26 protein-coding genes and 1 pseudogene are annotated in these 25605 nt (G+C 71.1%); 15 read left to right on the top strand and 12 right to left on the bottom strand.

The features are described 5' to 3' along the window. Nucleotides 1–10: 10 nt before the first annotated feature. Nucleotides 11–412: a RidA family protein gene (locus ACWGJM_RS27785; RefSeq protein WP_453414443.1), complete on the bottom strand. Its 402-nt coding sequence runs from the start codon at nucleotides 410–412 to the stop codon at nucleotides 11–13. Between the two features lie 259 nt (nucleotides 413–671). Between ACWGJM_RS27785 and ACWGJM_RS27780 the strand changes: the two genes are divergently transcribed. Then, nucleotides 672–1190, top strand: coding sequence for a hypothetical protein (locus ACWGJM_RS27780; RefSeq protein ID WP_453414442.1), 519 nt, complete (start codon nucleotides 672–674; stop codon nucleotides 1188–1190). Nucleotide 1191: 1 nt separating this feature from the next. Here the strand turns inward: ACWGJM_RS27780 and ACWGJM_RS27775 are convergent, their stop codons facing one another. Beyond that, complete coding sequence (locus ACWGJM_RS27775) at nucleotides 1192–2148, bottom strand: expansin EXLX1 family cellulose-binding protein (protein ID WP_453414441.1); 957 nt, start codon at nucleotides 2146–2148, stop codon at nucleotides 1192–1194. A 269-nt stretch (nucleotides 2149–2417) separates the two neighbouring features. On the opposite strand from ACWGJM_RS27775, the gene ACWGJM_RS27770 reads away from it, so the two are divergent. Then, on the top strand, nucleotides 2418–4391 hold the full coding sequence (locus ACWGJM_RS27770) for a hypothetical protein (protein WP_453414440.1): 1974 nt from the start codon (nucleotides 2418–2420) through the stop codon (nucleotides 4389–4391). Nucleotides 4392–4452: 61 nt separating this feature from the next. On the opposite strand, the gene ACWGJM_RS27765 is transcribed toward ACWGJM_RS27770, so the two are convergent. Together ACWGJM_RS27765 and ACWGJM_RS27760 are read right to left on the bottom strand one after the other, a co-directional pair. Continuing rightward, nucleotides 4453–5124: an SMI1/KNR4 family protein gene (locus ACWGJM_RS27765; protein WP_453414439.1), complete on the bottom strand. Its 672-nt coding sequence runs from the start codon at nucleotides 5122–5124 to the stop codon at nucleotides 4453–4455. Between the two features lie 214 nt (nucleotides 5125–5338). Then, nucleotides 5339–5821, bottom strand: a complete 483-nt coding sequence (locus ACWGJM_RS27760) for an ATP-binding protein (RefSeq protein WP_453414438.1) — start codon at nucleotides 5819–5821, stop codon at nucleotides 5339–5341. 181 nt (nucleotides 5822–6002) lie between these two features. Between ACWGJM_RS27760 and ACWGJM_RS27755 the strand changes: the two are divergent. The 7 genes and pseudogenes from ACWGJM_RS27755 (at nucleotide 6003) to ACWGJM_RS27725 (ending at nucleotide 12394) form a co-directional block, all read left to right on the top strand. After that, nucleotides 6003–6774: pseudogene (locus ACWGJM_RS27755) on the top strand (helix-turn-helix domain-containing protein). Continuing rightward, nucleotides 6771–6953: a DUF397 domain-containing protein gene (locus tag ACWGJM_RS27750; RefSeq protein ID WP_453414437.1), complete on the top strand. Its 183-nt coding sequence runs from the start codon at nucleotides 6771–6773 to the stop codon at nucleotides 6951–6953. The pseudogene ACWGJM_RS27755 and the gene ACWGJM_RS27750 overlap by 4 nt, the downstream one beginning before the upstream one ends. After that, nucleotides 6950–7696: a nucleotidyltransferase domain-containing protein gene (locus tag ACWGJM_RS27745; RefSeq protein ID WP_453414436.1), complete on the top strand. Its 747-nt coding sequence runs from the start codon at nucleotides 6950–6952 to the stop codon at nucleotides 7694–7696. The genes ACWGJM_RS27750 and ACWGJM_RS27745 overlap by 4 nt, the downstream gene beginning before the upstream one ends. Before the next feature lie 41 nt (nucleotides 7697–7737). Beyond that, a complete protein-coding gene (locus ACWGJM_RS27740; RefSeq protein ID WP_453414435.1) occupies nucleotides 7738–8469 on the top strand; it encodes a DUF7873 family protein in 732 nt (243 codons plus the stop codon). A gap of 523 nt (nucleotides 8470–8992) precedes the next feature. Further along, the gene (locus ACWGJM_RS27735; protein WP_453414434.1) at nucleotides 8993–10846 is read left to right on the top strand and encodes an FUSC family protein; all 1854 of its coding nucleotides are present in this window, start codon (nucleotides 8993–8995) and stop codon (nucleotides 10844–10846) included. A gap of 31 nt (nucleotides 10847–10877) precedes the next feature. Further along, on the top strand, nucleotides 10878–12056 hold the full coding sequence (locus ACWGJM_RS27730; RefSeq protein ID WP_453414433.1) for a cytochrome P450 family protein: 1179 nt from the start codon (nucleotides 10878–10880) through the stop codon (nucleotides 12054–12056). 161 nt (nucleotides 12057–12217) lie between these two features. Continuing rightward, on the top strand, nucleotides 12218–12394 hold the full coding sequence (locus tag ACWGJM_RS27725) for a hypothetical protein (protein WP_361437143.1): 177 nt from the start codon (nucleotides 12218–12220) through the stop codon (nucleotides 12392–12394). A 6-nt stretch (nucleotides 12395–12400) separates the two neighbouring features. Here the strand turns inward: ACWGJM_RS27725 and ACWGJM_RS27720 are convergent, their stop codons facing one another. The 3 genes from ACWGJM_RS27720 to ACWGJM_RS27710 all read right to left on the bottom strand — a co-directional run bounded on the left by ACWGJM_RS27720 (nucleotide 12401) and on the right by ACWGJM_RS27710 (nucleotide 15793). Next, nucleotides 12401–14263, bottom strand: a complete 1863-nt coding sequence (locus tag ACWGJM_RS27720) for an ABC transporter ATP-binding protein (protein WP_453414515.1) — start codon at nucleotides 14261–14263, stop codon at nucleotides 12401–12403. Nucleotides 14264–14654: 391 nt separating this feature from the next. Continuing rightward, nucleotides 14655–15101, bottom strand: coding sequence for a hypothetical protein (locus ACWGJM_RS27715; RefSeq protein WP_453414432.1), 447 nt, complete (start codon nucleotides 15099–15101; stop codon nucleotides 14655–14657). Then, entirely contained in the window at nucleotides 15098–15793 is a 696-nt protein-coding gene (locus ACWGJM_RS27710; protein ID WP_453414431.1) for an ATP-binding protein, read from the bottom strand. The genes ACWGJM_RS27715 and ACWGJM_RS27710 overlap by 4 nt, the downstream gene beginning before the upstream one ends. A gap of 262 nt (nucleotides 15794–16055) precedes the next feature. On the opposite strand from ACWGJM_RS27710, the gene ACWGJM_RS27705 reads away from it, so the two are divergent. The 3 genes from ACWGJM_RS27705 to ACWGJM_RS27695 all read left to right on the top strand — a co-directional run bounded on the left by ACWGJM_RS27705 (nucleotide 16056) and on the right by ACWGJM_RS27695 (nucleotide 18069). Further along, nucleotides 16056–16916 carry a helix-turn-helix domain-containing protein gene (locus ACWGJM_RS27705; RefSeq protein ID WP_453414430.1) on the top strand — a complete coding sequence of 287 codons (861 nt, stop codon included), beginning with the start codon at nucleotides 16056–16058 and terminating at the stop codon, nucleotides 16914–16916. After that, the gene (locus ACWGJM_RS27700; protein WP_132854465.1) at nucleotides 16917–17171 is read left to right on the top strand and encodes a DUF397 domain-containing protein; all 255 of its coding nucleotides are present in this window, start codon (nucleotides 16917–16919) and stop codon (nucleotides 17169–17171) included. It abuts the gene before it with no gap. Nucleotides 17172–17256: 85 nt separating this feature from the next. Next, on the top strand, nucleotides 17257–18069 hold the full coding sequence (locus ACWGJM_RS27695; RefSeq protein ID WP_453414429.1) for an SAM-dependent methyltransferase: 813 nt from the start codon (nucleotides 17257–17259) through the stop codon (nucleotides 18067–18069). Between the two features lie 100 nt (nucleotides 18070–18169). Here the strand turns inward: ACWGJM_RS27695 and pdxR are convergent, their stop codons facing one another. After that, nucleotides 18170–19609 (bottom strand): MocR-like pyridoxine biosynthesis transcription factor PdxR, encoded by a 1440-nt coding sequence (gene pdxR, locus ACWGJM_RS27690; RefSeq protein WP_453414428.1) that lies wholly within the window; start codon nucleotides 19607–19609, stop codon nucleotides 18170–18172. Between the two features lie 47 nt (nucleotides 19610–19656). Between pdxR and ACWGJM_RS27685 the strand changes: the two genes are divergently transcribed. Continuing rightward, nucleotides 19657–20157 (top strand): carboxymuconolactone decarboxylase family protein, encoded by a 501-nt coding sequence (locus tag ACWGJM_RS27685; protein ID WP_453414427.1) that lies wholly within the window; start codon nucleotides 19657–19659, stop codon nucleotides 20155–20157. A gap of 12 nt (nucleotides 20158–20169) precedes the next feature. Here ACWGJM_RS27685 and ACWGJM_RS27680 read toward each other — a convergent pair whose 3' ends face one another. From ACWGJM_RS27680 to ACWGJM_RS27670, 3 genes are all read right to left on the bottom strand, one after another. Continuing rightward, nucleotides 20170–21657 carry a glutamate synthase subunit beta gene (locus ACWGJM_RS27680; RefSeq protein ID WP_453414426.1) on the bottom strand — a complete coding sequence of 496 codons (1488 nt, stop codon included), beginning with the start codon at nucleotides 21655–21657 and terminating at the stop codon, nucleotides 20170–20172. 190 nt (nucleotides 21658–21847) lie between these two features. Then, a complete protein-coding gene (locus ACWGJM_RS27675) occupies nucleotides 21848–22327 on the bottom strand; it encodes an anthrone oxygenase family protein (protein WP_453414425.1) in 480 nt (159 codons plus the stop codon). A 128-nt stretch (nucleotides 22328–22455) separates the two neighbouring features. Beyond that, complete coding sequence (locus ACWGJM_RS27670; RefSeq protein WP_453414424.1) at nucleotides 22456–23151, bottom strand: DUF2293 domain-containing protein; 696 nt, start codon at nucleotides 23149–23151, stop codon at nucleotides 22456–22458. Between the two features lie 62 nt (nucleotides 23152–23213). Here ACWGJM_RS27670 and ACWGJM_RS27665 point away from each other — a divergent pair, with 62 nt between their 5' ends. Together ACWGJM_RS27665 and ACWGJM_RS27660 are read left to right on the top strand one after the other, a co-directional pair. Next, complete coding sequence (locus ACWGJM_RS27665; RefSeq protein WP_453414423.1) at nucleotides 23214–23855, top strand: uridine kinase; 642 nt, start codon at nucleotides 23214–23216, stop codon at nucleotides 23853–23855. A gap of 77 nt (nucleotides 23856–23932) precedes the next feature. Continuing rightward, entirely contained in the window at nucleotides 23933–24346 is a 414-nt protein-coding gene (locus ACWGJM_RS27660) for a PPOX class F420-dependent oxidoreductase (protein ID WP_453414422.1), read from the top strand. 18 nt (nucleotides 24347–24364) lie between these two features. On the opposite strand, the gene ACWGJM_RS27655 is transcribed toward ACWGJM_RS27660, so the two are convergent. Then, nucleotides 24365–25492, bottom strand: coding sequence for a magnesium and cobalt transport protein CorA (locus ACWGJM_RS27655; protein WP_453414421.1), 1128 nt, complete (start codon nucleotides 25490–25492; stop codon nucleotides 24365–24367). Nucleotides 25493–25605 lie beyond the last annotated feature (113 nt).

Genomic DNA, 25605 nt, shown 5'->3' with positions numbered 1-25605 from the left:
CCCCGGCGTTTCACTCGGGCACCACGGCCGTGGCCGTGATCTCCACGAGCTGCCCGGTGTACCCGAGGCATGCCACCCCGATCAGCGTGGACGAGTGCGGTCCCGCACTGAGCCCGGAGCCCTCCACCACCTCCCACACGGCGGACAGCACCGACGGTTCACCGCTCACCACGTAGACGTCCGTCGACACGACGTGAGCCAGGTCGCTTCCCACCGCGGCCAGTTGCTCACGCAGATTGCGGATCACCTGCTCCGCCTGCCGCACGGGATCTCCCGGCCCGACGACCTCCCCCTCCTCGTCCAGAGGCACCGACCCGGCCAGAAACGCAAGCTTCGTACGGGCCTCGACGACGGTGGCGTGCGAGTAGGTGGGGGGCGGGAAGAGACCGGGGGCGGTGACGCGCCGGATCATGGGCGGGGCTCCTGTGGTCGGATGGCGGACAACCATCCGATCATCCGAACCAGCGCCCTTCGCCGCATCCCAATTTCCCGGCGCTGAGCAGCGGTTCGAGCCAAATGGGCGTCCTGGGACGGCACCCGGGCGATGTGGCCCTCGGGTCGGCACGCGCCATGGATGATCACGGAATGGTTGCTGAATCTTCACACCCCTTTTGCGTGGTGCGTACATACATTTAACGTCGTCCCGCTGAAAGAACCTCAGGGGGGACGACATGAACAACCCGTACTCGACGCCGCCGGCTCCGCGCCCCGCGGACACCCGGCGGTGGTACAAGCGCAAGCGCGTGTGGGCGGCCAGCGTGGTCGTGTTCGGCCTGGGAGCCATGGGTGGTACCCAGAGCGCGCAGGACGAGGTGAACGCGGCCAAGGCCGCCGCCGCCAGGCCCCGGCCGACGGTCACGGTGACGGCCACGGCGACCGTGACCGACATACCGAAGGTCGCGCCCGCGCCCACGGTCACCAAGACGAAAACCGTGAAGAAGCCCGGCCCGACCGTCACGGTCACGAAGGCCGCGCAGAGTGTCTCCGGAACCAGTCACAGCAGCAGCAGCGGGAGCAGCGGCAGTGACACCGGCACCGGCACCTGCTCGATCACCTCCAACGCGGGCAACTGCTACCAGGCGGGTCAGTACTGCCGGAACAGCGACCACGGCGCTGTCACGACCACCGCCGGCGGTACGAGCATCAGGTGCAGCTACAGCTCGGGCGCGTGGCGTTGGAGCTACGCCTGAGTCAGTGCTGGGCGAACTGGACGCGGGTCGTCTGGACGGCGTCCGGGCGTACGGCGAGGCCGCTGACGGTCAGTGGCTCGCCATAGATGTCGGTGAGCCGGAGCGAGCCGCCGCAGCCGGTGCCGTCCTCGGAGAGGAAGTAGTTGTAGGTCTCGCGGGTCAGCTGCCGCCAGCCGCCGCCGGTGCTGACCTCCAGGCGGGCCAGCGGGTTGCGGTGACCGATCGCCTGGATGCCGCACCAGTTGGCGCTGGAGCCGGTCTTGTAGCGGATGGAGACCGTGTCGGAGGTGCTGGGGCTCAGCAGGCTCCAGGTGATCGAGATCCGGCCGGCGGAGAGGGCCGCGACTCTGGCGAAGGCCTGCTCGCTGAGGTCCAGTTGCCCGGGTGCGCACTCGGGGCATTCGTTGGTGACCCGCACTGTGACGGACGCACCGCCCGCCGCGCGCACGCTGACGTACGCCCCGCACGCCTTGGCCGTCTCGTAGTCGGAGTGGTTCATCGCCGCGATCATCAGGTCGGAGGTCGGGCCGTACGTGCAGGCGCCGTTGCCGTCTGCCGCGTCGTAGTGGGTGGCGACTCCCGTGTAGGTGACCCCGGGCTTGATCCGTCCCGCCAGCGGGGCCGCGCCGGAGGCCGGCCGCGCGTTGGCCACGGGGGTGTGGCTGGGCGAGGGCCGCGCCGATGCGGTGGGTTTCCTGCTGGGCTTCGGGGTCGTCTTGGTGGGCTTCGGGGTCGGGGACGCCGTGGACGGCTTCGGTGTCGGCGTCGTGGGCGGGGCGCTCGTCGGCCGGGTGCTCGCGGCGGGTGTGGCCGCGGCCTGTACGGTCTGGGGCCCGCCGTCGGGGCGGAGTGCCATTACCAGGAATACGAGGAGTCCCGCGGCTGCCACGGCGACGGTGGAGACGAGGGCCTTGCGTCGTCGCCTGGGGGCGGGCCGGCGGTGGGGTGAGGATGCCACGGGTGACTCCCTTTGAGTCCTTCGAGTCCTCACGTGGTACGTGAGGACATGCGCTTCCGACTCACCAGTGGTCGCGGAGGCCGGAAAGGTTGCCGGGGTTTCGGTTTTGTCTCGTGCCCGGCCCAGGCGCGACTTCCCCCGCTCACCCGGCCGGAACGGCCTGGTGGCTCATCTCTTTCTCTGACCGCTCAAACCGTGATTCTGGCCATGGTTCTCGCGGGTGTGGACCTGGTGGGGTCGCACAGTTGTTCTCACAGAGAGGTCACAGGTTGATACCCCCCACCGCAAGCAGACGACGATTAGCCCTCGGCGCAATCCTCGCCATCGTCCTCGGATCAGGAGCCACCACCAGCCACGCAGCCGGCTCTGACACCCCACCGCCGGTCCACGGCCCCGGCGCACGGGCAGTCGCAGCCGCCGCGCCGAACACCCCCAACGCACCGGATGCGGGGCCGCCGTTCACGACGTCGAACGGCGTCTGGCAGGTCAACACCACAACACCGACGTTACGCAACACGGTCAACACCACCAGCGGCCACAAGACCACCGCGACCTTCGAGGTCCACACCACCGATTCCAGCGGCAAGCCGACCGACGCGGTCGTGAAGCTGACCGACGAAAACCAGTGGGGCGTCCTCGTCTCAGGCGAGGTCGACGCGGGCAAACCGGCCTCCGTCACGGTCCCCTCGGGCAAGCTCAAGAACGGCGTCACCTACGCGGTCCGCTCCTCCGGGTACGACGCCACCAGCAAGGTCTACGAGAATGACTGGTCCCCGTACTCCACCTTCAAGATCAGCGTGCCTCCGGCCGAGAAACCGTACGTCACCTTCCCGGCGCCGCAGGCCACGTCCACCATCGACTCGGTTGCGCAGACTCCGAGAGAGTTCGGGCGCACCGATCCTGGCCCGATCCAGGGAATCCGAGGCAAGGATTCCGGCCGGAAGTGCTCGGCCCCGGACTCCAAGGGCCGGAGGGTGTGCATCGAGATCAGCCGCCAGGCGCCGACTCCCGAGGACGCGGCGGTTGCCGAGAGGGCGACGAGCCACGCACTCCGGGGCGCCGATCTCGTCCCGTGGTGTGCCTCGACGCCGGGCGGCAAGGACTACATGAACCGGACCGAGGCGTGCCTGAAGAACGATGGCTACGCGACCCTGATCTTCGTCGACGCGGACGAACTGCCGAAGTTCGGCACCGCCTCGTTCGCGCTGTCCCAGCAGATCAAGCTGTACAACAAGAAGTCGGACACAGGCACCGACCGGGCGGAGTTCGATCAGCAGCTCACCGTGATTCCGACGCACATCGATGAGGCCACGGAGGGCGTTCACCTCACCTGGGGGGCGTCCGACAACTGCGAGGACTGCACCAGTTCGCAGGTTCAGTGGTCGAGCGACGACGGCCTCAACCAGACACCGCACTGGGCGGTCGGCCAGGTCGGCTCCCAGTACGCCATGACGGCGAAGAAACAGACGATCTGGAACGGCACCGGCAAGGAGCAGTTCGACCTCGGATGGAGCCTCCTCGGTTCCGTCGACGCCGGAGACGCGCACGCCCAGACCAGCCTCGGCTCCAGCGGCGATGTCCACGTCCGGGAGCTTGCGCCGCGCTGCGACGACATCGCGGGAGGCAACATCAAGACCGGCTGTGTCTTCCCGTACTTCAAGCCCACCTGGACGGTCGACACCAACCTGTACCCGGCGGCCGGCGGCTACTACTGGCTGATGCAGCAGAAGCTCCCGTCCCACCCCGGCAGCCCGCAGTTGGACTCCCTCGTCACCTACCTCGGCCCCGGCAACAACCGGGACCCGAACGGAGGCGACTGGACCGCCAAGAAGAGTCGCACGAAGGTGTGCCCCACCAGCTGGACGCCGAACAGTGCCACGCCGAGCGGATCGTGCGACGAATACGCACCCGCGAGTACCTACCAGAGCGGCGGCATGCCAAAGGGCCCCAACCAGGTCGACAACGGGGACAAGTGCGCGCAGCTCTACACCAGGCCGATGACCGGCGGAACGTGGGGCCTGTTCGCCGAGAACCGCAACGGTTACACCGGCCCGAAGTGGGACGAGAAGTGCGGTCGTGCCTCCGTGCCGGAGGAGCAGAACGAAGCCGCTTTCCGCGACCTCGGCATCAAGTTCGTTCCCCAGATGCGGCTGCTCGACGAGGACGGGTTCTTCATCAGCGATCCCGGCTTCGAGCACTGCAAGGACGCCGATACGGTCTGCGCGTGGAAGAAGGTCGGCTGACCTGACCGATTGACTGACCGGTCCGGTGGCCGGAGCACCCTGTGGTGTTCCGGCCACAGTGCTATGCGAAGCGTGTCCAGTCCGGGTCCAGTGGATACGAGGGGCCGTCCCACGCCAGGGCCTGATCGACGAGACCGGGCACCGTCTTGTCCTGGTGTCCGTTCGCGTACTCCACGCCACGGTTCTCGTAAAGGGCATCGGTGACTTCGATGAGGTAGTCGGCGAACGACGGCCACACGCCCAGCTTGGGGATGCCGGCCTCCTCGAAGGTTCCGATCCGTCCGTAGCCGGGTCCCGGTGTGCAGTCCGTAAAGAGCCCGTACAGGCCGCTGCGGTCGGTCGCGGCGAAGGCGAGGTACCGCATCTCGGGGTCGGCCGGCATACCGATGGTGTGGGGGCCTTCGTCCCAGTACGGCAGCTGCTGGACCGGGGGGATCGCATACTGCATCGGCAGCAGCCAGGCCGTTCTCTGACCTTGGGGAGGGAGCCCGGTTTCGGGCTCGGGTGTCCAGCCGAAGTCGGCGGGGTGGCCAGTGCCGTTGCGGAGGCGGTAGAAGGCTTTGAGGCCCGGTGGGACGGTGAGGTCGAGTTCCTGCTCGACCGCAATGACGTCGGCTTCCGGGGCGGGTGGCGGAAGCATCCGGTAGGAGCGGGGAGCGTTCTGCCTCAACCACGCTTCGATCCTCGCCCAGGCGCCCGCTACGGCCTCTTCCTGCTGTCGCTCGTCGGTCATACCCGCGACCCTACGGTTCTCCCGCGCGCGCAACCATGGCCTGCACCATGCGGCCGCTCAGATGTCGCCGGGCACCGCACTCGGCGCCTGCATCCGGACAACGCCGCTCTCCGCTAACGCGATCGGCCACTGGGGCCGCGCTCTCGCTTCAGTGACGGGTCATTGACGAAAACGCACGCTTTCGGTCGCAGGAGCCGGAAAGGTTGCCCGGATTTCAGCGGCGGTGCGGCTGGAGGAGCTCCGCCCACACCGTCTTGCCCGGCGCGGAGGCGCGGGGCGTGACTCCCCAGTCGTCCGCGAGGGCGGCCACGAGGAGGAGACCGCGGCCGGATTCCGATTCCGAGTCGGGGGACGGGGGAGTGGACGAGGGCCGCTTCTCGGTGCGGGTGTCGGTCACCTCGATGCGGAAGGTGGCGCCGCCGGTCAGGAGCAGGCGGAGGTCGAAGTCCCGGCCGGGGACGTGGCCGTGGCGTACGGCGTTCGCCGTGAGTTCCGCTGCGATGAGGGTCAGCGTCTCGTTGACCGGGCTGTCGTAGGGGTGTCCCCAGTCGTTCAGGCGGTGCGAGACCAGACGGCGGGCCAGGCGTGCGCCGCGCGGGGTCGAGGTGAACCGCATCGCGAACTCGTGGGCCGGGACCGGGTGCGGTGGCTTCAGATCTTGCCGGCCGGTCTCGTGTGGGGGGATCACTGACTTCATGGCGTCAACGGTCTTGCACTGTGCGTAGTCTTGACCAGGGGTGGCGCGCTGACGCGGGTGGGCTGTACGTGGCTGGTGCGCGCTTGTACGTGATGCGGGGCGAGACCTGTGGTGCGGGAGGAGCGGCGGCGTGAACGACGAGGTTCAGGGGCCGGAGTACGAGTACGAGCCTGGTACGGGCATGCTGCACGTCTTCGGGCGGCAACTGAAGCTGTTTCGGGAGCGGGCGGGGCTGGACCGGGCGGGCGGGGTACTCGGCCTCGACGATCGCCTCGTACGAGCAGGGGAGACGGATTCCGCCGCCGCGTTTTATCGACCGGGCGGATGAAGTGCTGGGCGCCGGTGGCGTGTTGAGCGCGGGGAAGGACGAGGTGGCTCGGGCGCAGTATCCGGCGTTCTTCCGGGATGCGGCGAAGTTGGAGGCCGAGGCGGTTGAGCTACAGCTGTACGACACCCACGTGGTGAACGGCTTGTTGCAGACCGAGGGGTACACGCGGGCCCTGCTGGCCATGCGCCGCCCGCTCCTGGACGCGGAGACCATCGAGCAGCGGGTGACGGCACGGCTGGCTCGGCAGGACATCTTCAGCAAGTGGCCCGCTCCGCTGCTGAGCTTCGTCATGGAGGAGCCGGTGGTGCGGCGGCCCCTCGGTGGGCGACAGGTCTGGCGGGGCCAGCTGGAACAGCTCCTCCTCATCGGTCAGAAGCGGAACGTCGAGATCCAAGTGATGCCACTCGACCGTGAGGACAACGCCGGTGTGGACGGCGCCTTCACCCTGCTGACTCCGGGGAGCGGGAACCCGGTCGGATACTTGGAGGCGCAGGGCCGGAGCACACTGGTGACCGATCGCAAAGAGGTCCATGCGCTGTCGGCCCGCTATGGGATTATCCGAGCCCAGGCCCTCACTCCGAGTGAGTCACTGGCCTTCATCGAGAAGTTGCTGGGAGAGGTATGAACGTCGAAGCGCTGACCTGGACCAAGAGCAGCTACAGCGGCGCTGAGGGCGGCCAGTGCGTCGAGGTCGCCGCCACCGCGGGTGCGGTGCACGTCCGTGACTCCAAGGATACGAACCGGCCCGCGCTGACCGTGGAGCCCGCCTCCTGGACGGCGTTCGTCGAGTACGCGGTGTTGTGACAACGACGTTCCTCGACTCCACCGCCGAGCGCCTCGCCGCCCTCCCCACCGTCCGGGCCGTCGCCCTCGGCGGCTCCCGGGCCGAGGGTACCCACCGCCCCGACAGCGACTGGGACCTGGCCGTCTACTACCGGGGTGCCTTCGATCCCGCCGACCTGCGTGCCGTCGGCTGGGAGGGCGAGGTCTCCGAGGTCGGCGAGTGGGGCGGTGGCCTGTTCAACGGGGGTGCGTGGCTGACGATCGACGGGCGGCGGGTCGACGTGCACTACCGGGACCTCGACGTCGTCGAGCACGAACTGGCGGAGGCGGAGGAGGGGCGGTTCAGGGTGGAGCCGCTGCTGTTCCATCTCGCGGGCATTCCCACGTACCTCGTGGTCGCCGAGCTCGCCGTCAACCAGGTGCTGCGTGGCGAGCTGCCGAGGCCCGTCGGCTATCCGGACAAGCTCCGGCGCACGGCCTCCGAGCGCTGGTACGGCACCGCCCGAGCCACCCTTTCCTACGCGCAGGCCAACCACGCCCTGGCGGGCCGCCTCACCGAGGTCGCCGGAGCCCTGGCCCTGGCCGCCGTACAGACCGGGCATGCGGTGCTCGCGGGGCGGGGGGAGTGGGTGACGAACGAGAAGCGGCTGCTGGAGCGGGCCGGGCTGCGCGGGATCGACGAGGTGATCGGGGGACTGCGCCCCGAACCCGAGGCCCTCCGGGACGCGATCCGCGCGGCGGAGACGATTCTCGCCACTCAATAATGCTTGGGATCTGATCAGTTGATCCTGTTAACGTCCCTTCCGTGGCGAAACTCAACCAGATCATCGCAGTCGAGAAGGGCGTCAAGTCCAAGGCCCACCAGGACCTGACGGCCGCCCACCACGGCCTTCAGAAGCCTGCCCTGCTGGCCGGTATCTCGCGGACGTACCAGCCGAAGGACGAGGAGGGTGAGCAGTTGCCGCCCGAGTCGACGCGGGTGCAGGTGCAGGCCGAGGACGTGCTGCGGCAGACGGCGGCGACGCTCACGCGGCTGTTCGATGTGACCGCCACCAAGGACCGGGCCAACTGCGCCGCCCGCGCCGATGTGAAGGTGGACGGGCGGGTGCTGCTCGCCGATGTGCCGGTGGCCTATCTGCTGTTCCTCGAGAAGCAGCTCGTCGACCTCAACACCTTCGTGCGGAAGCTGCCCGTCCTCGACGCCTCCGAGTCCTGGGTGCAGGACCCGTCCACGGACGCGTGGAAGACCGAGCCCGTGCGGACGCTGCGCACCAAGAAGGTGCCGCGCAACCACGTGAAGGCGGAGGCGACGGACAAGCACCCGGCGCAGGTCGAGGTCTACTACGAGGACGTGCCGGTCGGGTACTGGACGACCGTGAAGTTCTCCGGCGCCCTCCCGGCCCGGCGCGTGAACGAGATACTCGACCGCGTCGAGAAGCTCCAGCAGGCCGTGAAGTTCGCCCGGGAGGAGGCGAACGGCGTGGAGGTCGTCGACCAGCGGACCGGAGACGCCGTGTTCGGTTACCTGTTCGAGTAATCTCGAAGACTCCCCGGCCCATCGCGGCCGGGGTGCGCGAGGAGCGCAAGCTGAAGCTGAGGCTTGTCGTGATGAGCGGCCGTACCCGCCAAAGAATTCAGGGACGGACCGCGTTCAATCTCAGACTCTCGCTCCAGACTCAGCATTCGCCGCCGATCGCCGGATCGACCGGGCCCAGGCCCCAGCACGTCGAAATGCTGGTTCAAGTCCAGCCCGCGCAGCTCGATGCGCGGTGGTCCAAAGGCAGGACGCGGCGACATAACGACTGACCTGGGCTCTCAAGCGTGCCGGCGTGCCGACATGGGCGGCATTTCAGGACCCGGGGGCAGGCTACGCCCTCGGGTCCGCTTACGTGGCCCGCGGAATTGCGTTCATAAAGAACACGGCTCCCCGGCCATCTGTCACACCGCCGAAACACATACGCCCCGTCCCGTTCGGGAACACGATTTAGGGTTGAAGCACCGAGCAGCCCGGCCACCGTCGCCCGAAGGCGCACCCCCGCCCTCGTCCGCACAGGAGCCCAGTGACCCGCGTCTCCCCCGTCCTGCCCCCGTGGCTCGCCCACGCCTTCCGCGCCCAGCGGGGACCCGTCCCCTGGAGCGCGGTCACGCGGGGTGCGCTGGCCGCCGGTCCGCTGCTCCTCGTCGCCGTGCTCACCGACCGCGTCTCCCTCGGCATCGTCGCAGCCATCGCCGCCATGCTGGCCGGGACCAACGACCGGCCGGGCAGCCGGCGGGCCTCGGTCAAGCGGCTCGGGGTGCCCGCGCTGGCCGGGGCGGCGGGGCTGCTGGTGGGGACGTACGGCGGACAGCACCTGGGAGCCGTGCCGCTGACGCTGCTGCTCACCGGGCTCGGCCTGGTCGCGGGTGGCGCGGTCGCCGTCGGGCCCGCGGCCAGCGCCGCCGGTTCGCAGCTGCTGGTCGGCGCCGCCGTCGGCGCCGGGATGCCGCTGCCCGAACCGGGGTGGCTGCGGGCTCTCGCCTTCCTCGCCGGGGCGGGCTGGCTGCTCGCGCTGCGGCTGGTGCTGCCCACACCCGGCTCCCTCGCCGGTGACTTCCGCTTCGACGGGGAGCGGGACGCCGTCGCCGGGGTGTACGACGCGATCGCCGAGCTGCTCGACGCGGTGGGGACCGAAGCCGCCCTGGCCCGCCGGGCCGCGCTGACCGCCGCCCTCGACCACGCGCAGGACGCCCTCGCCGGGCCCCGGCTGCGGCGTCATGCCAGCTCCGCGGCCGAGCGCCGGCTGCACGCCCAGTACGCCGCCGCGCTGCCCCTCGCCGAGGCCGCGACCGCCCTCGCCTGGGCCGGGGAGGCCGTCGGCGAGCGTGCCTCGGAGGGGCCCCGGCGGCTCGCCGGCGCCGTACGCGACAACAGTGGCGCCGGCCCGCTGCCCGCACCCCACCGGTCCGCTCCCGCGCTGCGCGCCCTCGACGACGCCCTGCTGCGCGCCGCCGAGACCTTCGACCGGGCCGAGAACGCACAGCGGCGGCTGCACACCCGCCGCCGCACCGCGCGGGACCTCCTCCGTGCCGCCCTCGGGAGCGGTGGACGGGAGTACGGCCTCAGGGTCGCCCTCTGCTTCGGAGCCAGCGTGGCCATCGCCCAGGCGCTGCACCACGCCCGCTGGTACGGGCACCAGCACTGGTACTGGCTGCCCGTCACAGCGGTCTGGCTCGTCAAGCCCGACCTCGGGCCGCTCGCGTCCAGGGTCATGTCCCGGGCCGCGGGAACCGTGCTGGGCGCTCTCGTCTTCGCCGGGTTCGCCGCCGTACTGCCCCGGCCCGAGGGGCTCGTCGCGCTCGTGACCGTCTGCGGGGCGCTCATCCCGGTCGCCGTCCGGCACTTCGCCGCCCAGACCGCCGTCATCACCCTGCTCGTCCTCGCCCTCGTCATGGTCGGCGGGGAACCCCAGGCCTCCGCCGGCCGGATCGGCGAGACGCTGCTGGCCTGCGCCCTCGTACTGATCGTCGGGCACCTGCCGATGCCGGGGGCGCGCGGCGCGGGCGTACGGCAGCGGCTCGCGGCGGCCGAACACGCCGCGCACGCCTACCTCGCCCACGTGCTGAGCGAGTCCGACGACCACGCCGAACGGTGGACGCTGCGCCGCGAGGCCTACCGTGCCCTCGCCGAGGCCCGTACCGCCATAGCCCTGTCCGCCGCCGAACTGCCCGCCCTCGCCCGCCACACGGAGGGCACGGACAGCGTCGCCGCCGTCCTCGAACGGCTCGTCGACACGACCACGGCGAGCGCCGTGCACCTCGACGACACCGGTCACCTGACCCCGGAGCAGACCCGGCTCCTCACCGAACTCGTCGGCGAGCTGGAGCAGGGGCGCGGTAGACCCGTTCCGCTGAAGGCGGGTTCCATTTCTCCATGAGGGGAGTCCCGTTCTTCATAGGGTGGATCCCATGGATCTCGCCGACGGCCTCATCGACCAGCCCTACGACGTCTACCGGCGCCTGCGCGAGGAGGCGCCCGTACATCGCGTTTCCGGCCCCGACGGGACGCCGGCCTGGCTGGTGACGCGGTACGAGGATGCGCGCGAGGCCCTCGCCGATCCCCGGCTGTCGCTCGACAAGAAGCACGCCACGGCGGGCACGTACAAGGGTTTCGCCCTGCCGCCCGCCCTGGACGCCAACCTCCTCAACATGGACCCGCCCGACCACACCCGCATCCGGCGCCTGGTCGGCCGGGCCTTCACACCGCGCCGCGTCCAGCAACTCCGCGAGCCCATCCGGCGCACCGCCGACGAACTCCTCGACGCGCTCGGCCCGCACGGCACCACCGACCTGGTCGCCTCCTATGCCGCGCCGCTTCCCATCACCGTCATCTGCGACCTGCTGGGCATCCCCGAGAGCCGGCGTTTCGACTTCCGGGTGTGGACCGACACCCTCATCACGCCCGACCCGGCACGCCCGGACGCGGGACGGGAGGCGGTGGCCGCCATGCTCGGCTTCTTCACCCGCCTCCTGGCCGACAAGCGCGGGGAGCCCGCCGACGACCTGCTCTCCGACCTGATCGCCGTGCGCGACGAGGGCGACCGGCTGAGCGAGGACGAGCTGATGTCCCTCGCCTTCCTCATCCTGTTCGCCGGATACGAGAACACGGTGCAGCTCATCGGCAACGCCGTGCTCGCCCTGCTGAGCCACCCCGCCCAACTGGCCGCCCTGCGCGAGGACCCCGCGCTGCTCCCCGCCGCCGTGGAGGAGATCGCGCGCTACGAGGGACCCGCCCTGCTCGGCATCCGGCGCTTCCCGGTCGAGGACGTCACCATCGGCGGGATCACCGTGCCCGCCGGCGAGACGGTCTGGGTGTCGCTGTCCGCCGCCAACCGCGACCCCGCCCGCTTCCCCGACCCCGACCGCCTCGACCTCACCCGTGACACCGGCGGCCACCTCGCCCTCGGCCACGGCATCCACTACTGCCTGGGCGCGCCGCTGGCCCGCGCCGAGACCGAGATCGCGCTGGCGGCGCTGCTGGAGCGGTTTCCGCACCTCGCGCTCGCCGATGACCTGTTGCGGTGGCGGCCCTCCCTGCGCGCCCGGGGGCTCGTCACACTTCCGGTGACGTTTGCGACGAGTGCTTGATCTGACACGTTCGGTGTTTTTGATGCCCCAAAGTGCACGGACTCTCACCTACCGCAGTGAACAGGTGTCAACAATGTCTCAGTCCCGTCACCCAGCGAGCCCTTTTCCCTTTCCAGAGCGTTAACTCCTTTACGAGTACGACGCATTTCTGGAGGTGCAGGATGGTGAACGGGCGAACGGTGCTCGAACGCTTTCCCGCCGGTGGACCGCGGGGATCCTGGCCGGCCGAGGAGTTCGCGCACGCGCGGCGCCTCGAAGGGCTGCCCGCCGAGGTCGTCATGGACCTCGCGACCGACACGTTCCTGGTGATCGTCCGGGGTGCCGACGGCGCCGAATGAGCGGGCTCAACCCGCCTTCGGGGCGGGTAGCTTCGCCGTGAACTGTTCCGCCTGGAGCGCGTACAGCTCCGCGTAGAGGCCGCCGGTGGCCAGCAACTCGTCCGGGGTGCCGGACTCCACGAGCCGGCCCTGGTCGAGGACGTGCACGACGTCGGCGTGGCGCACCGACGCCAGCCGGTGGGTGATCAGTACGACGGTCTGGCCGCTGCCCGCCAGCGCGCGGATCCGATCGAAGACCTCCAGCTCGGCCCGGGCGTCCAGGGCCGCGGTCGGCTCGTCCACGATCAGGATGCGGCCGCGCCGGTACGCGGCCCTGGCGATGCCCAGGCGCTGCCACTGGCCGCCGGACAGCTCGTGCCCGCCGCTGAAGTTGCGGGCCAGCAGGGTGTCCAGGCCGCGCGGCAGGTCCGCGACCACCTCCTGCGCCCCGGCGTCCTCGACGGCGTCGGCCAGGCGTTCCTCGGTGAGGGGCGCGGAGGAACGGCCGACGGCGACGTTGACCCGGGCCGTGAACGGCCAGCGCTTGAAGTCCTGCGCGACCATCGCGATGCGCTCGGCCAGTTGGTGCCGGTCGGCGCGCGCCGCGTCGACGCCGTCCCACAGGATCCGGCCCCGGTCCGGCTTGTACAGGCCCGCGAGCAGCTTGACCAGGGTCGTCTTGCCCGAGCCGTTCTCGCCCACCAGCGCCACGATCCGGCCCAGCGGCAGGTTGAGCGTGACGTCGTCCAGGGCGGGGCGGGTGGAGTCGCCCGGGTAGCGGAAGGTGACGTTCTCGAAGCGGATCTCGTGCGGATCCTCGGGCAGGGCCTCGCCGCCGACCGGGATGGCGCGTTCGGCCGCCTCGGTGTAGAGCCGCTGCAAGTCGCCCACGAACAGAGCCTCCTCGTGCAGCGTGTTGATCTCCAGCACCAGCGTGTCGAGGCTCGCCGAGCCGGTGCGGATCGCGATCACCGCCGTGCCCGCCACGGACAGCGCCATCGCGCCGGACAGCAGCAGCGCGCCGAGCGTCGCGTACGTCGCCACCGTCGCCAGGCTCGTCCAGGCCGCCGCGATCAGACCCGTACGGGCCGCCAGCCGGGCCAGCCGCTCCTGCTCCGCCTCCGCGCTCTCCGACATCGCCCGGAAGTGCCGCAGCAGGAAAGGGCCGACGCCGTGCACGCGGATCTCCGGGGCGGCCTCCGGTTCGGTCAGCAGGCTGCTGATCAGGTGCCCGGCGCGGGCGTGCTGCACCCAGGTGTGGAAGGACTCGTAGCGGCGCCGGGCGTTGGTCAGCGCGCCCCAGGCGCTCGGCAGGGTCATCGTGATCAGCAGGGGGAGCAGGGCCGGGTGCAGTACGGTCAGCACGCCGGCCGCCGCGATCAGCGAGATCAGCGCGTTGATCACACGTGTGCCGTACATGATCATGCGGCGCGCCGACGACGCCCCGTACTGCGCGGTGTCCAGCAGCTTGTGGAAGGCGTGGTCCTCGATCGCGGACAGCTCCACGGCCGCGGCCCGCTCCAGGTACAGCTCGGTGGCCACCCGCTCCACCTTGGGCTCCAGCCGGCCGGTCGCGTACGTCGACGCGGCGCCCAGCAGCGTGGTGACCAGCGCCACCGCGGCCATGACGATCAGGGCGGGGGCGGCGCCGCGCAGCCGCTCCTCCAGGGCGCCGCCGCCGATCAGCCGGCCCAGCACGCTGTTCACCGCCAGCAGGCTCGCCGCCTGGGCCACGCCCCGGCCCGCCTCGGCGGCCAGCACCGTACGGGCGGCCCTCCGGTCGGCCTCCCGGGCCAGCCGCAAGCTGCACGCGAGCATGCCGGGCAGCCGGGTCACCATGGCCCGGAAGTCAAGCTCCAGGAAGGCGTCCCGGTGCTGGTTCCACCCCATGTCGTAGCGCAGCGGCCCGCCGAACAGCAGCCGCTCCGACTCCGACACCTCGGGCCCCGCCGAGTCGTGCCTCTCACCCACCGTCAGCCTCCCCCCGGTCATGACCGAACGGCCACTATCGCGGGCGCGCACCTTCACGGGGCAGGGCGCGAGCCAAATCGCCGGGGGCGCGCGGGCGTACACCACCCGGCTCGCTGAATAACACGCTGAGTAGCACGCTGAGTGACAGCCCCTCCGGCGTTCGAGGAGCGGGGTCCGGGGCGGAGCCCCGGGCGGGGGCGCAGGGGCCCAGCCCCTGGAGGACGGGAAGGGCAGGGACGGCGGGGGCGAATCGCCTCCCGGACCCGCCCTGGCACCGCCCCACCCCCAACTCCCGCAAAGGCACGGAGCGCTACGCGCTGATGGGGCGTGACCAGTCCGGTGTGGTCCCGGTGACCCGGCACAGTGCGAGGTACAGCGGGATCGGCGGGGTGTACGGAACCGTGCCCTCCGGCCGGTGGATGAGGCGAGCGGTCCGGGGGACCGGGGCGCCGGTGGCGTAGTGGGCGGGGGCGGGCCACGACAGGGCGTAGTCGGAGTCGGACGGGACGATCCACCACCAGTGCACGCCGTCGGTGTACACGCACCCCACGCGTGGCAGCCGGGGCACGATCACCGGTCCGAAGCGGGCGGGAACGGCCACGGCGTCGCAGCCCAGCGGGGCCGTCATGCCATCGGGGACGGCCGGCAGCGGGGCGTTGCCGGCGCCCCCGGCGCGCCCCGACGGGCCCTGCTCACGCCGGATGCGCACCAGAGTGTCCAGGCCCATCACCTGGCCGGGGCGAGGGGTGCCGGTCACGGCCTTCCCCACGTCCGGTCCCGCCCACGCGGGATCCTTCCCGGGGCGTCCAAGTCGTGCCGCGCCTTCGCCTGCTCGTCCTCGCCCGGGCCTCGCCCCGAGCCGTGGCCCGTGCCGTGGCCCGTGCCGTGCGGTGCGGCCGGCTTGGAACGGGCGCCCCAGCCGAGGTCGTTGCGCGGTTCGTCGGCGTCGTCGTGCGGTGTGTCACCCTTGCGCGGCAGCTCGGCCCAGACCAGCAGACCCGACCCGAGCTCCTGCGCACCCCAGGCCCGGCACATGGCGTCGACGAGAAGCAACCCCCTCCCGTGCTCCTCATCGGGCCGCTGCGGCGAGGGGTGGGGCTCACCGGGGGCACAGCCTTCGTCCTGCACGGCTATGCGCACGGTGTCGTCGTGATCGTGCAGCTCGCACACGACGCGACTGCTCGCGGTGTGCACGATCGCATTGGTGACCAGCTCGGATATCACCAGAGCCGCGGTGTCACAGGTGTCCGCGCAGACCTGCCAGCCCGTCAACCGGGCACGCGCCAGACGTCTCGCCTGTGCGGGCGAACCCGGATGTGCGGCCAGCTCGAAGCGGAACCGGCGCCCGGCAGCGCCCCCACCTGGGGCGACTCCCGTGGCGGCACCGAGACCGAAACGGCCTGCGGCGGCGTCTGTTCCTAAGGGCGCGGACGGAATCACGCTTGCCACTATCGCCCCGTCGTGAACACTTGGCAAGTGTCACTCTGAAAATTGCAGAGTGCTGTGTGACTCGGTCAAACGCCGTGGCACACTGCTCGCAACAGCACGCTGAGCGGCGCCAGTTGGGATCGTCGAGGATCCACCCGATCTTCGAACGTGATTTCGAATGGCGCCGTAGGTCTGTCAGTGATTCTCGACGTTCCGTCGCGTTCCTTCGCGTTCAGGCGCGTTGAGCCGTGGTTGAGCCGTATTCGTCCGTGGAGGTGGGAGCGTGAGCGAGCCACGGTCCGCGCCGACGGTGGGCCAGGTGGTCCTCGGCCGGCGCCTGCTGGACCTGCGGGAACGCGCCGGGCTCAAGCGGGAGGAGGCCGCCCGGATCCTCCGCGTCGCCCCCGCCACCGTCCGCCGCATGGAGATGGCCGAGGTCAGCCTCAAGATCCCGTACCTCCAACTGCTCCTCAAGGCCTACGGAGTCTGCGACGAGGAGGCCGAGGCCTTCGTCCAACTGGCCGAGGACGCCAACAAGCCCGGCTGGTGGCAGCGGTTCCACGACATCCTGCCGGGCTGGTTCTCGATGTACGTCAGCCTCGAGGGCGCGGCAAGCCTCATCCGGTCGTACGAACCGCACTTCGTGCCCGGCCTGTTCCAGACCGAGGACTACGCGCGCGGGGTCCTGAGGTCGGGCGCCATCGGACAGACCCGCCCCGAGGACATCGAGCGGCACGTCGCGCTGCGCATGGAACGCCAGCAACTGCTCACCCGTTCCGACGCGCCTCGGTTCTGGGCCGTCATGGACGAGACGGCCCTGCGCCGTCCGGTCGGCGGCCCGGAGGTGATGCGCGCGCAGCTCGACAGGCTGATCGAGGCCACGAAGCTGCCCAACGTGACGCTCCAGGTCGCCCCGTTCGCCAACGGGCCGCACCCCGGCACGTACGGGCCCTTCGTGCTGTTCCGATTCGCCATGCCCGAACTCCCGGACATGGTCTACAGCGAGTACCTGACCGGCGCGGTCTACCTGGACGCGCGTACCGAGGTGGCGACCCACCTCGAGGTCATGGACCGCATGGCGGCGCAGGCCGCTACGGCACAACGCACGAAGGAGATCCTCCGGGATCTCCGCAAGGAGCTGTGAATGGATCGCATCAAGCCGCGCAGTCGCGTCTACAACGGCATGCCCGCGCGGGAGTTGGGCAGCGAAGGGTGGCACAAGCCCTGGAGCGGCGGCAACGGCGGGAACTGCCTGGAGGCGATGAAGCTCGCTGACGGCCGGATCGCCGTTCGCCAGTCGACCGACCCGGACGGTCCGGCGCTGATCTACACCACGGACGAGATGACCGCCTTCATCGAGGGCGCCAAAGCGGGGGAGGCCGACTTCCTGCTGTCCTGAGCCGCCTGTTCTAACCGCCTGTTGTTTTTGTTACTTGCTGAACTCCCCCTTCGGGTAATGACTTGAACATCTCACGGAGTGCTTCATGACCGGGCAGGACCCCACGGCCGCCATCCAGATCGACACCAGCAGGCCACACCCCGCGCGCATGTACGACTGGTATCTCGGCGGCAAGGACAACTACCCCGTCGACGAGGAGATGGGCCGGCAGATGCTGGCCCTCGAACCCAGGGTGCCGGTGATGGCCCGGGTCAACCGCGCGTTCATGCACCGCGCCACGCGGTGGCTGGCCCAGCAGGGCGTACGGCAGTTCCTGGACGTCGGCACCGGCATCCCGACCGAGCCGAACCTGCACCAGATAGCCCAGCAGGTGGCACCGGACTCCCGGATCGTCTACTGCGACAACGACCCGATCGTGCTGGCCCACGCGGCGGCCCTGCTGCGCGGCACACCCGAGGGCGCCACCGAGTACCTACAGGCCGACGTGCGCGACCCGGCCGCCATCATCGAGGGCGCGAAGCGGGTACTGGACCTCGACCGTCCCGTCGCGCTCTCGCTCGTCGCCCTGCTGCACTTCGTCTCCGACGAGGACGGCGCGCACGAACTGGTCGACCGGCTGCTGTCCGAACTGCCCTCCGGCAGCTACCTGGTGATGACCCACGCCACCGCCGACTTCACCCCCGAGGAGTCCGCGGCGGCCACCGAGAAGCTCAAGGGGGCGGGCGTCACGCTGGCGCTGCGCTCCCGCGAGGAGTTCGCCCGCTTCTTCGCCGGACTCGAACTGGCCGACCCCGGCGTCGAGATCGTCCACAAGTGGCACCCCGAGCTGGGTGATCCGGTTCCGGGGCAGGACGACGGGGTGATTCCGGGGTACGGGGCGGTGGGCCGCAAGGCATAACCCCCGGCCCCGCTGCCGGTTCGTCCCGGCCCCGCTGCCGGTTCCTCCCGGCCGCGCTCCCGGCCCCGCCCGGCCGCGCTCCCGGCCCCTCCCGGCCTCCTCACGGCGGCGGCAGTACGGCGCACAACGCGTTCACTGCCGCCGCGTACGCGTGTTCCGGCGGCGTCGCGTAGCCCACGACGAGGCCGTCCCGGGCGGACATGTCCGTCTCCGGGTGCCGGAACTCCTTGAGACCCTCGAGGGCCACGCCGTGCCAGGCGGCGGCCTTGACGGCGGACGGCTCGCTGCCGGGCGGGAGCCGGAGCACCGCGTGCAGCCCGGCCGCGATGCCGGTGACCTCGATGTGCGGGGCGTGCTCGGCGAGCGCCGCGACCAGCCGGTCCCTGCGCCGCCGGTAGCCCTGCCGCATGCGCCGCACATGACGGTCGTACGACCCCGAGACGACGAAATCGGCCAGCGCCAGCTGGTCCGGGACGCTCGCCCACGCCTCACGCTCGCCCTTGGCCGCGAGCACGGCGTCGACGTACCGCTCCGGCAGGACCATCCACCCGAGCCGCAGCGCGGGCGACAGGCTCTTGCTGACCGAGCCGATGTGGATCACCCGCTCGGGGTCGAGGCCCTGGAGCGCGCCGACCGGCTTGCGGTCGTACCGGAACTCCCCGTCGTAGTCGTCCTCCACGACCACCCCGCCACGCGCGCGTGCCCAGTCGACGACGGCGGCCCGGCGCTCCGCGTGCAGCGGACCCCCGGTGGGGAACTGGTGCGCGGGCGTGAGCAGCACGGCCCGTTCGCGCCCCAACCGGTCCACCCGCGCGCCGTGTTCGTCGAGGGGGAGCGGCACGGTCCGCACACCGGCCGTCGCGAGCACCTGCCGGTGGAAGTCCAGGCCGTACGCCTCCACCGCCAGCGGACCGCGCAGCACACCGCCGCCGGTCTGTCCCTGTCCGAAGAGCAGCCGCAGGGCGTGCGCGAAACCGGAGCAGACGACGATCCGGCCCGGCTCGGTGCGCACGCCACGCGCGCGTGCCAGATACTCCGTGAGCGCCTCCCGCAGTTCCAGCCGCCCGGCGGGATCGCCCGGCCCGAACGCCTCGCTGGGCGCGGCCTGGAGAGCCCGCCGGTAGGACGCGCCCCAGGCGGCCCGGGGGAACGCGGACGCGTCAGGAGTGCCCTGGCGCAGGTCGTGGCGGGGCCCACGCGCGCGTGCGGGTGCCTTCCGCGGCGTCCGTGCGGCCGGCCGCAGCGGCTCGGCCCGGTCGGCGACGCGGGTGCCCGAGCCCTGGCGGGCGGTCAGCCAGCCCTCGGCGACCAGTTCCGCGTACGCGTCGGCCACCGTGTTGCGGGCGACGCCCAGATCGGCGGCGAGCGAGCGGTACGGCGGCAGCGGAGTGCCCGGGGCCAGCCTGCCGCCGCGCACGGCCTCGCGCAGCGCCCGGATCAGCGCGGCCCGCCGCCCGCCCGGCCCGGACAGCTCCGCCTGTAGGTCAAGGTGCAGGTCCGAGCCGATCCGCTCTGCCAGATTGACCCATGATTCCGCCATGGAAATGCACCCTACAGCCGGTCTTTCCGGCCCGTAGGTTGAAGGACATGACGACGAACACCACAGCTTCCGCCCTGACCGCCGCCGAGACCGGACACACCCGCCTCGACTTCGCCAAGTCCGCGCCGAAGGTCTTCCGCGCCCTCGTCGGCTTCGACGCCGCCGCCCGCGAGGGCCTCGACCCCGCCCTGGTCGAGCTGATCCAGATCCGCAGCTCGCATCTCAACCACTGCGCCTACTGCCTGCACATGCACACCAACGACGCCCGCAAGGCGGGGGAGAGCGAGGACCGGCTGCACATGGTCGCCGTGTGGCGCGAGGCCCGCCACTTCTTCACCGAGAAGGAACAGGCCGCGCTCGCCCTCACGGAGGCGGTCACCCTGGTCGCCGACGGCGGCGTCCCCGACGAGGTCTACGCACAGGCGGCGGCCCACTTCGACGAGACCGAACTGGCCCACGTACTCGCCCTGATCCTCGCGATCAACACCTGGAACCGGGTGGCCCTGTCGACGGCCAAGGTGGCCGGCACGGACGAGCGGCGCCGCTGACCCCGGGACGATTCACACCCTCATGGGCCGGTCGTACGGCCCTATCGGCGCCGGCAGCCGCGAACTCCCCGTCAGATGACGGTCGACGGCCGCCGCCACCGCCCGCCCCTCCGCGATCGCCCACACGATGAGCGACTGCCCGCGCGCGGCGTCCCCGGCGGCGAACACGCCGGGGACGTTGGTCGCGAAGCCGGTGTCCCGGCTGATCGTGCCGCGCGGCTCCAGCGCCAGCCCCAACTGGTCGATGAGGCCGTCCCTGCGGTCGGGCCCGGAGAAACCGAGGGCCAGCAGGACGAGATCGGCGGGGATGTCTCTGTTGCTGCCGGGCAGCGGGCGGCGCAGCGCGTCCACCTCGACCAGGTGCAGCGACCGCACGTGCCCGTCCGCGTCACCGGCGAAACGCAGCGTCGACGCGGCGAACAGCCGCGCGTCGGCGTCCGCGACCGGCGCGGTCTCCAGATCGCGCGCCTCCTCGTGCGCGGGCGACATCCGGTAGATCTTCGGATACGTCGGCCAGGGCTCGGTGTCCTCGTCACGCTCGGCGCCCGGCTGGGCGTAGATGTCCAGCTGGGTGACGGACGCGGCCCGGTCCCGCACCGCCGTGCCCAGGCAGTCGGCCCCCGTGTCACCGCCTCCCACGATGACGACGTGCTTCCCGGCGGCCGACAGCGGCGACACCTCCAGGTCGCCCTCGCACACCCGGTCGGCCAGCGGAAGGTACTCCATCGCCTGGTGTATGCCGGCCAGTTCCCGGCCCGGCACGTCCAGTTCCCGCCAGGCCGTGGCTCCCGTGGCGATGACGACGGCGTCGTACCGTGCGCGCAGCTCGGCCGCGTCGACGTCCCGCCCGACCGCCGTCGACGTGCGGAACTTGGTGCCCTCGGCGCGCATCTGCTCCAGCCGCCGGTCCAGATGCCGCTTCTCCATCTTGAACGCGGGGATGCCGTAGCGCATCAGCCCGCCGATCCGGTCGTCCCGCTCGTACACCGCGACGGTGTGCCCGGCCCGTGTCAGCTGCTGGGCCGCCGCCAGCCCCGTCGGACCCGAGCCGATCACCGCGACGGTCCGCCCCGACAGCCGCTCCGGAGGCCGTGGCGGCGCGAAACCCTCCTCCCAGGCCCGGTCGGCGATCGCGCACTCGACGTTCTTGATGGTGACGGCCGGCTGGTTGATGGCGAGCACGCACCCCGCCTCGCACGGCGCCGGACACAGCCGCCCGGTGAACTCGGGAAAGTTGTTCGTGGCGTGCAACCGGTCGCTCGCCGCCCGCCAGTCCTCTCGCGAGACCAGGTCGTTCCACTCGGGGATGAGATTCCCCAGCGGGCAGGCGTCATGGCAGAAGGGGACCCCGCAGTCCATGCAGCGGTCGGCCTGCTTGCTGATGATCGGCAGCAGGGCTCCCGGGACGTACACCTCGTCCCAGTCCTGGACGCGCTCCGCCACCGGCCTGCGCGGCCACTCCTGGCGGGGCGTGTTCATGAAACCCTTGGGATCGGCCATGGCCGTCTTCCTTGCTCGGGCGTAGGACGGGCCGTGCGTCATCGGGCGGCACACTCTTTCGGCCACTTTACGTCCCCTCCGCCCCGCCCGCAGAGGGCTGGACAGCGCTTTCTGCGGGGGTTTCCTCAGGTGTCTGCGATGGGCCGCTCAGGCAGGGGCCAGATTTCTCCGAGGCCTCCCCGAGACCCCCTCAGGTGAGAGCCAGCACGTACACGAGCGCGGCGGCGGCCGAGGCGGCCGTGCGGAGGTGGTTCCAGAAGGTCCACTCGCGCACATATCTCGGCCAGTAGGCGGCCGCCTCCGCAGTGCCCGGATCCAGCCGCAGCAGCGTCTCGTTGCGCGGCACGTTCGCCACGACGGTCAGCCCGAACGAACCGAACAGGTACAGCGCACTGCCCAGCAGCAGCTCCACCGTCCCGTCGTCCGGCCACAGCACGAATGTCACCACGGCGATCACGGTGCACAGCACCGCCGACCCCACGAAGACGGTCATGAAGGCCGGTGTCACCGCCGCCACGTTGATCGCGTTCATCGCGGCGACGCCCTGCGCGGGCGGCAGGGCGGCGAGCCCTCTCATCACGAACGTCGAGAACGCGCAGAAGACCCCGGCCACCAGCGCGGTCCCCAGTACACCCAGCACGACCAGTACCAAGTACGGCCCGTGGATCATGCTTCAACCACCTCCCGCCTCGAATCGGGCGCCGTCGCCGCCCGCCCGCCACGACCGCGGCCCGCCATGGGCCGGCCGGCATCCGCCCCCATCTCGCCCATCTCACTAATCTCGCTATCTCGCTGATCTCACCCGACATCCATCCCGGCCGCTCGCCACCCGACCAGCACCGTCTCCACGGCCGCCGCGATCCGCCGCCGCGCCTCGTACCGCGGCACCCCGCTCATCAGCAGCTGGTCGTACGGCGTGTCCAGGTGCCGTACGGACGCCACGACCGCCGAGACCACCGCCCCCTCGGTCAGTGCCCGCCCGGCCGCGCTCCGCCCGACCCGCCCGCTGCCACGCAGGGAGGCGTGCAGGGCGATCGCCCGGGCCCGCTCGGCCGGGCATTCCGGGAAGACCCGCCGGACCTCCGCCGCGAACGCGTCCGCGAAGCGCGTGTCCTCCGCCGCCCTGCGCCGCGCCTCCCGCGCCCGGCGCCGCCGCCGCGCCTCCGCGTCCGCCAGGCAACGCTCCTCGGCCCGCGCCAGCGCCTCCTCCTCGACGAGGACGCCCTGCCGCTCGTACCGGCTCCTGCGCCGGTTGAAGCGCACCACCACCGCCGACAGCGTGCTCTCCTCGCGCGACCTGCGCGTCAGCGCGGTGTCGCCGCGCGGCAGGAAGACCAGATGCCCCAGGTCCGCGCAGTCGAGACAGCGCGGCACGCCCTCCTCCAGGACGAGCAGCGACAGCGGTCCGCGCCGGCACGCGGCACAGCGTTTGCGCCGCAGCGGCTGGATGACGAGAAGTCCGGCGTGGAACGAGGTAGTTGCGGGTCGCACCATATTCGGTTCCTTCCCCGCAGCGCCCGGGCTGCCACGCCACAGGGGTGGGGCCGCGCGGCATCATGGGCCCTGTGCGACTCGAAGCGATCACCTGGGACCGGCTCGGCGAGCTGCTCGCCGACCGGCTGGCCGAGCTGAAGCCCGCCGACGGCGGCTCCTGGCCACGCGTCGCCTTCGACGGGGCCCCGGCGGCCCGGCCGGGAGACCTCGCCGAACGCGTCGCGCAGGCCCTGCGGGTGCGCGGCCGCCCCTCGCTGGTGGTGGGGGCGGAGGGCTTCCTGCGCCCGGCCTCGCTGCGGCTGGAGCACGGCAGGCGGGACGTGGAGTCGTACTACGGCGGATGGTTCGACACCGGCGCCCTGTGGCGCGAGGTCTTCGGCCCGCTCGAAGCCGGCGGCACCGGCCGTGTCCTGCCCGACCTGTGGGACCCCGCCACCGACCGGGCCACCCGCAGCCCCCACGTCCAACTCCCGCCCGGCGGTCTTCTGCTGCTGCACGGACCCCTCCTCCTGCGCCACTGGTTCCCCTTCGACCTGACCGTCCATGTCCTCCTCTCGCCGGGCGCCCTGCGGCGCCGCACCCCCGAGGCCGACCACTGGACGCTTCCCGCCTTCGAGCGCTACACGGCCGAGACCGACCCTGCCGAGACCGCCGACGTCCTGGTGCGCGCCGACGATCCCCGGCATCCGGCGTGGAACGGCTGACCGGCGCGGCAGCCGGGCGGGGAGCGTCCTCCCGTGAACCCCTTTTCTATGCGCATGCATGTAGTTATGCTGGCGCCATGACGATCTCCACAGACGATCATGTCTCCTTCGACGGCTCCGTCCGCGCCCTCCTCGACGGCAGGAACTTCGCCGGCGTCGCCACACTCGGCCCCGACGGGGCGCCGCAGAACTCGGTGGTCTGGATCAAGCGCGAGGGTGACACCGTGCTCTTCTCCTCCGTGGACGGACGCCAGAAGGTGCGCAACCTCCGCCGCGACCCCCGCGTCAGCCTCTCGGTGTTCGACCTGGCGAACCCCTACACCTCGGCCGAGATCCGCGGCACCGCCGAGATCCTCCCCGACGAGGGCAAACGGCTCCCGTACGAGCTGTCGCACAAGTACCTCGGCATAGACCCGCCGGAGGAGAAGGACGACGAGGTCCGCGTGATCGTCAGGATCGTCCCGACGAAGGTCGTGGCCTTCTCTGCCTGACCGGCCCGTCCGCCGGGGTCAGAGCCAGCCGTTGCGCCGGAAGCCGCGGTACAGCGCCAGACACGCCACGGATATGACACCGATGACGAGCGGATAGCCGAACCGCCAGTGCAGCTCCGGCATGTGATCGAAGTTCATGCCGTACACCCCGCACACCATCGTCGGCACGGCGATCACCGCCGCCCACGCCGTGATCTTCCGCATGTCCTCGTTCTGCGCGACCGTCACCTGCGCGAGGTGCGCCTGAAGAATGGAGTTGAGCAGTTCGTCGAAGGCCGCGATCTGCTCCTTGGCTCGCATCAGATGGTCGAGGACGTCCCGGAAGTAGGCCTGTATCTCCGGCGCGATCACTCGGATCGGCTTGGTCGCGAGGTCCTCGATCGGGCGGCCGAGGGGCGCCACGGCCCGCTTGAGCTCGAGGAGTTCACGCTTCATCTGGTAGATGCGGCCCGGATCCACCCGCGCGCCGTTCTCCGCGAACACATCCGTCTCGACCTGGTCGATGTCGGCCTGCACCGAGTCCGTGACGGTCAGATAGTCGTCGACCACGTGGTCCGCGATCGCGTGCAGCACCGCCGCCGGCCCCTTGGCGAGCTGCTGCGGATCCGACTCCAGCTCCTCGCGCAGCGGACCCAGGGAGCCGTGCCTCCCGTGCCGCACCGTGACCACGAAGTCGTGGCCCACGAACACCATGATCTCGCCGGTGTTCACCACCTCACTTGTCGCCGTCAGTTGCTCGTGCTCGACATAGCAGACCGTCTTGAACACCGCGAACAGCGTTTCGCCGTACCGCTCCAGCTTCGGTCGCTGATGGGCCTCGACCGCGTCCTCGACCGCCAGCGGGTGCAGGTCGAACAGCTCGGCGATGCCCGCGAACTCACGGTCCGTCGGCTCGTGCAGCCCCAGCCAGACGAAGCCGTCGCCGCTCTTGCGCACCCGCTCCACGATGTCCACCAGATCGCCGTCCTCGGGGACCCGGACGCCGTCCTGGTACGTCACGCAGTTCACCACGGAGGAGCCCAGCGGGGAGCGCGCGGGATGACTCAGGTCGACCTTCGGCCGCCGCCGGGCCAGCCGCGCCACCCGGCGCAGACCGCCGACCCTGCCGAGGCCCGTGACCTTCCGCAGATTCCCTGCCATGGGCATCTGGATCTCCTTGCGTGGATCTCCTCGCGTAACGCTTCAGCGCCTTGCCGAGCCAGTTTGCCAGTCCTGCCCGAGCAGCGGGTAAGCCTGTGGAAACGGGTGATTCCGCTTGG

It is taken from the genome of Streptomyces sp. NPDC054834 (genome assembly GCF_053611185.1).
Note: the sequence above shows the minus strand (reverse complement) of the source record. Positions and strands in the feature narration are given on the sequence as shown.

Bases quoted from the DNA above. Each gene is read 5' to 3' on its own strand.
- ACWGJM_RS27730 (WP_453414433.1), top strand. From the start codon at position 10,878: ATGGATCTCGCCGACGGCCTCATCGACCAGCCCTACGACGTCTACCGG.
- ACWGJM_RS27760 (WP_453414438.1), bottom strand. From the start codon at position 5,821: ATGAAGTCAGTGATCCCCCCACACGAGACCGGCCGGCAAGATCTGAAG.
- ACWGJM_RS27660 (WP_453414422.1), top strand. From the start codon at position 23,933: ATGACGATCTCCACAGACGATCATGTCTCCTTCGACGGCTCCGTCCGC.
- pdxR (WP_453414428.1), bottom strand. From the start codon at position 19,609: ATGGCGGAATCATGGGTCAATCTGGCAGAGCGGATCGGCTCGGACCTG.
- ACWGJM_RS27695 (WP_453414429.1), top strand. From the start codon at position 17,257: ATGACCGGGCAGGACCCCACGGCCGCCATCCAGATCGACACCAGCAGG.
- ACWGJM_RS27765 (WP_453414439.1), bottom strand. From the start codon at position 5,124: ATGACCGACGAGCGACAGCAGGAAGAGGCCGTAGCGGGCGCCTGGGCG.
- ACWGJM_RS27750 (WP_453414437.1), top strand. From the start codon at position 6,771: ATGAACGTCGAAGCGCTGACCTGGACCAAGAGCAGCTACAGCGGCGCT.
- ACWGJM_RS27725 (WP_361437143.1), top strand. From the start codon at position 12,218: ATGGTGAACGGGCGAACGGTGCTCGAACGCTTTCCCGCCGGTGGACCG.
- ACWGJM_RS27680 (WP_453414426.1), bottom strand. From the start codon at position 21,657: ATGGCCGATCCCAAGGGTTTCATGAACACGCCCCGCCAGGAGTGGCCG.
- ACWGJM_RS27685 (WP_453414427.1), top strand. From the start codon at position 19,657: ATGACGACGAACACCACAGCTTCCGCCCTGACCGCCGCCGAGACCGGA.
- ACWGJM_RS27655 (WP_453414421.1), bottom strand. From the start codon at position 25,492: ATGCCCATGGCAGGGAATCTGCGGAAGGTCACGGGCCTCGGCAGGGTC.
- ACWGJM_RS27665 (WP_453414423.1), top strand. From the start codon at position 23,214: ATGGGCCCTGTGCGACTCGAAGCGATCACCTGGGACCGGCTCGGCGAG.
- ACWGJM_RS27670 (WP_453414424.1), bottom strand. From the start codon at position 23,151: ATGGTGCGACCCGCAACTACCTCGTTCCACGCCGGACTTCTCGTCATC.
- ACWGJM_RS27675 (WP_453414425.1), bottom strand. From the start codon at position 22,327: ATGATCCACGGGCCGTACTTGGTACTGGTCGTGCTGGGTGTACTGGGG.
- ACWGJM_RS27780 (WP_453414442.1), top strand. From the start codon at position 672: ATGAACAACCCGTACTCGACGCCGCCGGCTCCGCGCCCCGCGGACACC.
- ACWGJM_RS27785 (WP_453414443.1), bottom strand. From the start codon at position 412: ATGATCCGGCGCGTCACCGCCCCCGGTCTCTTCCCGCCCCCCACCTAC.
- ACWGJM_RS27720 (WP_453414515.1), bottom strand. From the start codon at position 14,263: ATGGGGTGGAACCAGCACCGGGACGCCTTCCTGGAGCTTGACTTCCGG.
- ACWGJM_RS27700 (WP_132854465.1), top strand. From the start codon at position 16,917: ATGGATCGCATCAAGCCGCGCAGTCGCGTCTACAACGGCATGCCCGCG.